The sequence below is a fragment of the Paraburkholderia ultramafica genome, from assembly GCF_902859915.1.
Classification (GTDB): Bacteria; Pseudomonadota; Gammaproteobacteria; order Burkholderiales; family Burkholderiaceae; genus Paraburkholderia; species Paraburkholderia ultramafica.
This window is the reverse complement of record NZ_CADIKK010000111.1, coordinates 1-2929: the sequence shown is the minus strand read 5'-3', so window position 1 is coordinate 2929 and position 2929 is coordinate 1. Positions and strand designations below refer to the sequence as shown.

Genomic DNA, 2929 nt, shown 5'->3' with positions numbered 1-2929 from the left:
CGCCTGCTCAATCGCCGTGCGCATGAGCGTATGGATCAGCCTTTCCAGGACGATTTCGCCCGAGACCGTCTGCGATACCCTGGTCACGGTCGCAAGGTCGAGGTGGTCGACTGGCGTCGCGATCGTGTCCGTCGGGCCGGGCGCTGGCAGTTCCGTCCTCAGGTACGGATATCTCTCGTCGAGTTGCTGTACCTTGCCGTCGGCACCCCAACGCAGGTAGCCGTAGCGCGCGTCCTGCAGATACAGCCGGGCAATCTTCTCAAGACCGCGCGCCGCATAGAAGCGGGACGCGAGTTCGCTGGCGAGCGCCTCATTGTGGACAAAGCCATGCTCCTGCGCCGAGTGGATGGCCTGCTCGTAGAGCTGTTCGGCATCAAGCACGCGGCCTTCGATGCGGGCGATCTCCGCCCCGACCAGTGCGGCACGGTTTTCGAAATTCTCCGGACAATTCTCCGCCCAGACCTGCAGTTGCCAGTGATGTGCAGCGACAGCCTCCAGAAGCTGCTGCCGCTCGCCGGCTGGTGCGGAGTGGCACCAGCCCGCCCGGGTCAGCGCACCATAAAAGTGATATTCGGCTTCCTCAAAGTTCGAGGGTGCGGTCCAGAGCAGCGATTGCGCCTTCGATGCGGCGTCCATGGCCGCAGCGTAGTCGCCGGCGATATAGCGTGCCTGCAATTTCCGGATCCAGTACCAACCCTCCGCGACCGCCAAGGCACGGTTGCTGGTCAAATGGTATTCGGTGCGAAGCTCATTGAACTGTCCGTCGTCAAGGCAACCGAATTTCAGCGCCAAGCCGCGGAGCATCCGGATCAGCGCGAGTTGCGGGGCGATGCAGTCGATGACAAGGCCGAATCGCGCCTTCTGAGCGAACGCAAGGCCCTGTTCCGCTTCGCCTTGCGTCTCCGGCAGCGGGTCGCCGGCGAAGAGTCGGTCCGAGTTGAGATGGCAGCAGGTGTAGGCGCCATACATCAGGTCTCCGATCCGGTTCGCCGCGCCGAACGCGCGGCGCAGCAGATCACGGCAAACCCGCACGTGTTTGATCCAGCGCACCACGAAACTCGCGAAGGAAAGACACGTGCTCGCCTCGAAGCGTTTGAGCCCGCGCCGTTCGACGAGTTCGTAACCGAGCTGGCCAAATCTGAATCCGGCCTGGTAGTCGTCGAAAAGCCGTCCAGCGATCCTGCCGAACATCACATAGGCGACACAGGAAGCATCGCAGTTGCCACGCTCGAGGCTGAGATAGACCCCCTTGCAGATCGCCAGGGACGCCAAATTCCCATCCGTATGCGAGGCCGGCGCCAAGAGCTTACCTAGAGCCTCGACGGTTGCAAGGGACGCCGCGTCCTCCATCAGCGGCAAATCGATGAGTTCCTCAATAGTCCGGCTACCAAGCAATGACCAGATGCGCTCGTATTCGCGTCGCGCCTCTTCATCTTGCGGATGGGGTGACCACTCGATACCGACATGCCGGAGGTAGTCGAGACAGATAGTGACCGCGCGGTCGCTCTGGCTCAAGGTCGTGCAGACATCCATATGCAGGCACGCGACGCTGGCCTGTTCGACCGTGGTTGTGGCTCGCCTTGACAATCCCGCCAGTCGCTCGTCTGCCATCGATAGCTGGCCGGTCAGGAATTCGCATTCGGCCCGGTTCAGCTCCAGCGCAAACATCAGGTCATGCTGGCACTCCCAGCTATCAGCCTTCAGTAGTTCCGCGCCGGTGACGAGATAGGTGAGCGCCGAGGCATAGGCTGTCGACGCCCTGGCGCGCTGGCCGGCGAGCAGGTTGAACCCGGCCAGCCGCTCACGCTCGTCGGGGGCAGTGATCAACGCCACGCCGCGGTTGAACTGGTTGACGATCTCGAAGATCGCCTCTTCCCGTTTCCCGGGAGGAGTCTGCGCGGCGAGCAGCCGCCCGATCCGCAGATGGACCTCGGCGCGTGCTGCGTGCGGGATCAGCGAATACGCGGCCTCCTGCACCCGGTCGTGCACAAATCTGTAGGAGCTTTCCAGCCGCTCGACCAGTTCATGGCGGACCGCCGGCCACAGCGACGCGTGCATGTGCTTGGCGGAGGTTCCGAGAATAATCGACAGCATCGCGATCGAGGCGACGTTGCCGAGGCAGGCAAGCTGTTGCAACGCCGGCTGCGCTTCGGCCGGCAGGCGGGTCACCTTGTCGACCATCAGGTCGACGACATTCTCGGTGTATCCGCGGGCATGAATGCGATCAGGATCCCAGCACCAGCGCGCCGCGTCGTGATCAAAAGTGAGTAAATCCTCTTCGGCGAGCGCGTGCAGAAACTGGATCACGAAGAACGGGTTGCCCGCGGTTTTCGCCTGCACGAGCTGCGCGAGTGGTGCGGCGGGGGCCGACTCGCAGTGCAGCGTATCCGCAATCAGCTTCTCGATGTGTTCAAGGGCGAGCGGCGTAAGTTTGATTTCCTCTATTCTGGCACCCCCGTTCCTGATGGCCTGAAGCTTGCCTTTCAGCGGATGGGTGGCATCGACTTCATTGTCCCGGTAAGCACCGATCAGCATCAGGTGCTGCAGATCCGACTGCGTCAGCAGGTCCTCGAACAGGTCGAGCGTGGCCATGTCGAGCCACTGCAAGTCGTCGAGAAAGAGTGCCAGCGGATGGTCCGGGCGGGCAAACACACCGATGAAGCGCTGGAACACCAGCTGGAAACGGCTCTGCGCCTGCTGCGGCTCAAGCTCGGGGACCGGTGGCGGGTCCCCGATGATGAGCTTCAGTTCGGGGATGAGGTCGCTCATGAGCCGCGCATTCGGCTCCAGTGCCGCCAGCAACGCGCTGCGCCAGACCGCCAGCTCAGCGTCGCGCTTGCCGAGCAGCTGCCGCACCAGGCTCTGGAAAGCCTGCACCAGCGTGGAATAGGGGATGTCGCGCTTGTACTGGTCGAACTTGCCGGAGGCG

Annotated in this window: 1 protein-coding gene; it reads right to left on the bottom strand. The window is 62.9% G+C overall.

The features are described from left to right. A partial coding sequence (locus HV744_RS36275; RefSeq protein WP_175154044.1) for an ATP-binding protein occupies positions 1-2929 on the bottom strand: 2929 nt, incomplete at both ends.